This is a genomic window from Planctomycetota bacterium (assembly GCA_038746835.1).
Lineage (GTDB): Bacteria > Planctomycetota > Phycisphaerae > Tepidisphaerales > Tepidisphaeraceae > JBCDKH01.
The window spans coordinates 1-6220 of record JBCDKH010000205.1; the positions used below are offsets into that span (position 1 = coordinate 1).

Genomic DNA, 6220 nt, shown 5'->3' on the forward strand with positions numbered 1-6220 from the left:
CCCTCGTGCGGCATGAAGTGGGCGCAGTACTCCGCGTTGTGCTCGCTGGACTCAGTCACGGCATAGCCGAGACGCTTGAGCAACTCGTAGCGAACGGCCTCGTAACCGTCACCGATTTTCTCGTCGGCGATCTTGAAGAGCTCGGGGTAAAGGTCGCGGCCGTCGTTGTGCTGGAGCTTCGAGAAGAAGTTCATGTGGTTGATGCCGCTGCACTCGAAGTGCGCGTCATCCGGGTCGACGCCGATGTCCCGCATGCGGGCTGCGAAGGTGCCTTGCACGCTGTGGCACAGCCCGACTGCGTTCACGCCGTTCCGGCCAGTGGCTCGCTCGCCGGTGGTGTGCAGGAGCGACTTCATGTTCATCGACATCGGGTTGCTGTAGTTGAGCAACCAGCAGTCGGGCTTGGCGACGTCCATGATGTCGCGGGCCAGGTCGCGCATGAGCGGGAACGTCCGCAGTGCCCGGAAGAGCCCGCCGGGTCCGGTGGTGTCGGCGATGGTGAAGTTCAGGCCGTACTTGCGTGGGATTTCGAAGTCGACCAGCGTCGAGTTGAACCCGCCGATCTGGACCATGCAGATAACGAAGTCGGCGTCCTTGATCGCCTCGCGGCGGTCCATCGTCTGCTCGATCTTGGCCTTCGTGCCGAGCGCTCTGGCGGCCTTCTCGCTGAGCTTCGCCCCGACGTCGAGGCGATCGGCGTCGATGTCCATGTAGGTGAACGTCGCGTCGTTGAACGGCTCGTACTGGAGCAGGTCGCCGGTGAGGTTGCGGCTGAAGACGACGCTGCCGGCGCCGATCATGGCGATCTTGTAACTCATGGTTCGCGGTGGGTAAGTCGAAGTGAAGTAGGGCTGATGCGCAGATGGTGATGCGCAAGGCCACACATTACATGCCCAATCACACCAAGCCATAGCACGAGCCCGATGCGCGTAGTACGTTTGTGACGTGCCGTCTGGAACGGGATTGGTCGATTTTAACGGAATCGGACACGAAGTCCGTGACGGCCGGTACGGGTTCGACGTCCGCCGACGACGCGATCGCCCGCACGTCGTCCTGCAGCTCACGCTCGACGGGGTCGGCTGGCACGAAGGCGAGACGACGGGGCGAACGCTGCTGCCGTTCGGCCACGTGTTCCTCGAACGGTTTCCCGGCCCGTTTTCGTACGGAACCGAAGGGCAGCACTACGAGCTCATCTTCCTCTCGCTCCGTGGCCCGGTTGCCGAGGCGTTGGCGGACCAAGCGGCCCAGACGTTTGGGCCGTGCTTCGCCGTCGCGGAACCCGCCGGCCTTGCGGCGGATCTGCAGGCGCTCAATCGCGAGGCGCGGACCGGGCCGCTGAAGGGCGATCCGTTCGCGCTGTCGTCGCGGCTCTACGCGATCGTGGCCGGGGCACTTTCCAAGGCCGATGCAGCCCGGCGTGCGGGGGCCGAGGGCGACCCGCTCGTGGGGGACACGCGGCGACTCATCGACCGGCACGCCGGCCGACGTGATTTCAGCGTCGCCGCGTTGGCCGAACGGCTCGGCGTGAGCCGGGAGCACCTGACGCGAACGTTCTCCCGACGTACCGGCACGACGCCCGCCGACGCGATCGCCCAGACGCGTCTGCGCCTGGCAGCATCGTTGCTGCGTTCGACCGATCGATCGCTCGACGACATCGCCCGACGCAGCGGCTTTGCAGGTGCCAACTACCTGTGCCGCCAGTTCCGCAAAAAGGTCGGCGTTACGCCCACCGACTTCCGCCAGCGCCGCTGGCTCGCCGGTCCGTGAGACCCGAAGTCACTGCCGCTCGGCCTGCACTTCGGCGGCTCGTGCGGTGTTCGCCAGCAGCATCGCCACTGTCATCGGCCCCACGCCACCCGGGACGGGCGTGATTCGACCCGCCTTGGCGAGGACGCGGTCGAAGTCGACGTCGCCAACGGTGCTCTTTTTGCCGTCGAAGCTCGTCACGCGATTGATGCCGACGTCGATCACGACGGCACCGTGCTTCACGTGGTCCGGCCCGATCAGGTTCGGTCGGCCGACGGCGACGACGAGGATGTCCGCCCGGCTCGTGTGGGCGACAAGATCACGCGTCTCCTTCTGGCAGATCGTGACCGTCGCCTTCCGCTGCGTCAGGAGCAGGGCCATCGGCTTGCCGGCGATCTCGCTCGCGCCGACGACGACGGCCTCGGCGCCTTCGATCGGCACGTCGGTCGACTCGATCAGCTCGACCGCCGCCCGGGCCGTGCACGGGGCGAGCAGCGTGCGGCCGTAGACGACGCGTCCGATGTTGGCCGGGCTGACGCCCTCGACGTCCTTGTGCAGCGCGATCAGGCTCTGCAGCGGCGTCGGATCGATCCCGCCGGGCAGCGGCAGGTGGACCATCACGCCCGTCACGGTCGGATCGTTGTTCAGGCGGACGATTTCGGTCGCGATTCGGTCGAACGACGCGTCTTCCGGCAGCCGGCGAAGGACGTAGTCGATACCGACGTCGCGACAGCTTTGTGCCTGGCGATCTGCGTAGACAGCCGCGCCGCCCGGGTCGCCGCAGAGGATGGCCGCGAGCTTGACGGGCACGCCGAGCGACGCGACGCGCTCGGCCGTCTGCTGACGACTTTCGGCCGCGAGCCGTCGGCCGTCGATGAGCTTGTCGTCACTGGTCGCCGACGGCTGCATGCGACAGAGCATAAACCCGCTCCCGCAGCCGACGTGCCTCGGCCCTGGGTTCTGCCAGATCGCAGACGAAGTCGACGGCCCGGTGCCGCTTTCGCCACCACAGCGGCAGCTTCCCACGTCGGATCGCCCGAATCCGAGCACCGCCCGGCCACGGGTGACAAGTGATGCGTTCGAACGCGTCCCACGGCTCCGGCTCGACCCATCCGTCGCCCAGGGTCCATTGGGCAATTCCTCGTCGGCCGACCAGCACGACCTCAGCTCCAGCGGCAAACAGATCCGCGTCGGCGAGTCGGCCGCGCTTGGCCGCGTCATCTTCCTGACGCAGGACCCAGCTGATCAGCAACCAGACGACCCACACGCCGATGAAGTAGACGCAGAAGTTGCCGACGTTCGTAGTCGACCAGACGATGAACGCCACTGCAAGCATGGCTAGGAAGATGACCGAACTGAGCTGAATCGCTCGTCGGGTTTCTCGAACAACACGCACCTCGCCGAACAGCCCAGCGGGTTTGGAGAGGAGAGTGCCGGTAAAGCGCGATCCCGGTCTGCCGAAGAGGACGAGGTCGTCGGCCTCGCATCGCCAACCGCATTCGGGTCAAAGCCGAACTTCGCGGCCATCCGGCGTCGCCAGTCGATAGCCGCAGGTCGGGCAGTGCGTCGGGCGATCGATGTCGGTGAAGTTGGCCGGGTGGCGGGCCTCGGGGACCAGATCGCGCACCAACTGTACAAGCCGATGCGTCAGTCCGTAGGGCAGGCGACGAACGCGGCTCGACCGTCGAAGCTGGACAGGCCACGTCCGCGAATCGATCCAGAGAAACCCATCAGAAGTCCTTGCAGCCTCGTCGTAACGCACTGCCGGCCGCTCGGGGTGAGCCCAGCGAACCGGCCAGAGGAAGCCGAAGCGGCTTCGACGACGTGCGCCGATTTCATCGACGTGCAGACCCGATCCGTAGAAAAGCGCTGACCCGGTCCAACAGAGGAACGCGAGGAACGAAAGTGGCAACGCGATGAATGCAAATGTCACCAGCACGAAGATGTTGCCGATGGCAAGCGACAATCCGGAGCCCCACGCGGTTAGCACGAGGCTCACGAGGGCAAGAACGATCGCTGACACTCGCCGTGCCCGACGGGGTTGCGGCTGGCCGTCGATCAGGATGGAGGGCGGGGACGCCGTCGGGTCGTCGCTCACTCGGAGTCGTCGGCTTCGAGCTTCAGGCAGCGGCGGATGCCGCGGGCGAGGCGGGCGAAGCGGAGGCGGAGCCGCACGCGACGCAGCAGGCGATGCGACGGATCGACCCGGAGCCCGTCGGCGACCACCTTGGCAGCGGCGTCGATCTCGCGGAGTTCGAGCAGGGCCAGGGCGAGATTGTTCGCGGCGACGAGGTTCGTCGGATCCAGGCGAAGGGCACGCCGGCTCGCGATGACGCCGGCCATCGTGTTGCCGTGCCAGCACTCAGCCACGCCGAGGTTCTGCCAGGCACGAGCGTCGCTCGGTGCGATCGCGACGAGCCGCTTCAGACAGGCCACGGCACGCGACGTGTCCGCGACGTCCAGCAGCATGTCGGCAAGCTCTTCCAGTGTTCCCACGTCGTCGGGCCGACGCATCATCTCCGCACGGCAATGGCGACGGACGGCCACAGGATCATCCTGGCGAATCGCGAGGCGTGCGAGCATCAGATGGCCACGCGAAAACGACGGGCTCAGCTCGACCACACGCCTGAGCGCAACGCTCGCCTCGTCGTATCGCCCGACAGCCAGGTAGCGACGACCCGCAAGGAAGTGGCCACGCGGATCGTCGGGCTCGAGTCGGACAGCCCGGGTGATTCGATCGCGTGCCGCGTCGTAGCGGCGAGCGTCGACCAGAAGCGACGCGAGCCCGAGCAACGCCTCGAAGTGCTGGGCGTCGCGGGCGAGGACCTGCAGATAGATGCGACGGGCGTCGTCGGTCTGGCCGAGCGAGGCGTGGGCTTCGGCGGTGCGGACGAGTGCCTGGGTGGCGAGTCCGGTGTCGACGCCGTTGACGGTGAGTTCGCCGACCTTCTTCCAGCACCAGAGGGCGCGTGAGGTCAGGCCTCGGGCGTGCAGACTTCGGCCGACGTGGTAGTACGAGGCGGGGCGATCGTCACGCAGTTGGACGGCCCGGTAAAACAGCTCCTCGGCCTTCTCATGCGCGCCAAGCTCGGCCTGAGCCTCCAGCTGGCGGACGAGCGCGAGGTCATCCGTCGGATCGAGCTCGGAAGCCTTCTCAAAAGCCGTCAGAGCGTCGGCCCATTGGCGGAGGGCGGTGCGGGCCTCACCGTGCGAGAACGCGTAAGCCGGCTCGGTCGGCTCGACTTCGGCAGCACGGGCGAACGCGTTAGCGGACTCGTCAAGCCGGCCCAGGAGCCCGAGACAACGTCCGAGTTCGTAGTGATGGATCGCGTGGTGCGGCTCCATCTCGGCGGCGGCACGCAGCTCTTCCAAGGCTTCGACAGGACGCCTACGACGGAGCAGGCGACGTGCCCGCTCCACCCGGTACCCAGCATCTTGCCATGGATTGCTGCTCATAGGCTCAGGGCGCTCCTTCACGTCCGAATCCCGTCGGCAGCCGCTGCCGAGGGATGCATCGCCACATCGTGTGGCGTTAGCCGATACAGAAAAATAGTCGCACCTGGCCGCGCACGCAACGTTGATGCCGCGACGAAATCCGAAGGCCGCTACAGTGCTCCGGGGACGCTGTGAGCTCCTTCGACGCCACGGGCCTGCCGACCCGCGGACGCTCGTCGCTGCCCCGTCCACCGACGAACCGACCTTTTCCCTGACTTCGCGGACAACACTTTGCTCCGGAGCGTCGCGATCATCTCGGCTACCACGGCCGCGATGGTCATTGCGGTGCCGGTCCTCATTCACGCCCAGGAGCCGACGCCCGAAGTTCCGGCCGAGCCGCCGGCCAAGCTGCCCGACACCATCGCAGAGGCCATCGACGCCCTGGCCGATGCTGAGGACGCGGATCGGCGTTCGCTGGTGCGTCGCCTGACCCGGGCCGATGACGCGGCCGACATTGAGCTCGTCACGCAGTGGCTGCTGGCGGCGGCCAGCCCGAACGATCTGGTGGCGTGGCTGACACAGCTGAATCAGCAGTCGCTGCTCCGTTCGGCGTGGGTGCCGACGCTGGAGCGGCTGCTGCTGAACACGCCAAGACCCGGCCACACGACGACGACGCTCGTCCGTCGACTCTCGGCCGCGGGTCTTGCGACCATCGACACGCCCGAGGCCGACGCGGTGCTCGCCCTGGCCGCGGGTCCGGATCAGCCGACGGAGCTTCAGCTTGCCGCCGCTCACGGTCTGGCACGATCACCGCGTCCGGCAACCCTGGCGGCGCTGGGGCCGATGTTGGACGAGCCGTACGAGCCCGAGGCGCGGCGGGCGGCCGCGGGTGCGTTGGCGGTGTTGCTCGGGCCGTCGAGTGCCGAGCCGTCGGACCTGGCGCGTTGGCAGCGTTGGTACGACCGCTACACGACCGATACCGACTTCGCCGCCGCCGCGAACGCCGCCGTCGAGGCCAACACCGCAGCACGCGCCCGTC

The 6220-nt window shown here is 67.2% G+C and carries 7 protein-coding genes; 2 read left to right on the forward strand and 5 right to left on the reverse strand.

Features of this window, described 5'->3' with window-relative positions:
- The coding region (locus tag AAGI46_14930) for an alpha-glucosidase/alpha-galactosidase (protein MEM1013501.1) at window positions 1-818 on the reverse strand (818 nt) is incomplete at its 3' end.
- Window positions 819-945: 127 nt separating this feature from the next.
- Between AAGI46_14930 and AAGI46_14935 the strand changes: the two genes are divergently transcribed.
- The gene (locus tag AAGI46_14935; protein MEM1013502.1) at window positions 946-1767 is read left to right on the forward strand and encodes an AraC family transcriptional regulator; all 822 of its coding nucleotides are present in this window, start codon (window positions 946-948) and stop codon (window positions 1765-1767) included.
- A 9-nt stretch (window positions 1768-1776) separates the two neighbouring features.
- Here AAGI46_14935 and AAGI46_14940 read toward each other — a convergent pair whose 3' ends face one another.
- The 4 genes from AAGI46_14940 to AAGI46_14955 form a co-directional block, all read right to left on the reverse strand.
- Entirely contained in the window at window positions 1777-2655 is an 879-nt protein-coding gene (locus AAGI46_14940) for a bifunctional 5,10-methylenetetrahydrofolate dehydrogenase/5,10-methenyltetrahydrofolate cyclohydrolase (protein ID MEM1013503.1), read from the reverse strand.
- Complete coding sequence (locus tag AAGI46_14945) at window positions 2633-3073, reverse strand: hypothetical protein (protein ID MEM1013504.1); 441 nt, start codon at window positions 3071-3073, stop codon at window positions 2633-2635. Before AAGI46_14945 ends, AAGI46_14940 begins: the two co-directional genes overlap by 23 nt.
- Window positions 3074-3250: 177 nt before the next feature.
- Window positions 3251-3745, reverse strand: a complete 495-nt coding sequence (locus AAGI46_14950; protein MEM1013505.1) for a hypothetical protein — start codon at window positions 3743-3745, stop codon at window positions 3251-3253.
- Between the two features lie 95 nt (window positions 3746-3840).
- Window positions 3841-5202 (reverse strand): tetratricopeptide repeat protein, encoded by a 1362-nt coding sequence (locus AAGI46_14955; protein MEM1013506.1) that lies wholly within the window; start codon window positions 5200-5202, stop codon window positions 3841-3843.
- Between the two features lie 324 nt (window positions 5203-5526).
- Here AAGI46_14955 and AAGI46_14960 point away from each other — a divergent pair.
- The coding region (locus AAGI46_14960; protein ID MEM1013507.1) for a hypothetical protein at window positions 5527-6220 on the forward strand (694 nt) is incomplete at its 3' end.

Bases quoted from the DNA above. Each gene is read 5' to 3' on its own strand.
- AAGI46_14940 (MEM1013503.1), bottom strand. From the start codon at position 2,655: ATGCAGCCGTCGGCGACCAGTGACGACAAGCTCATCGACGGCCGACGG.
- AAGI46_14955 (MEM1013506.1), bottom strand. From the start codon at position 5,202: ATGAGCAGCAATCCATGGCAAGATGCTGGGTACCGGGTGGAGCGGGCA.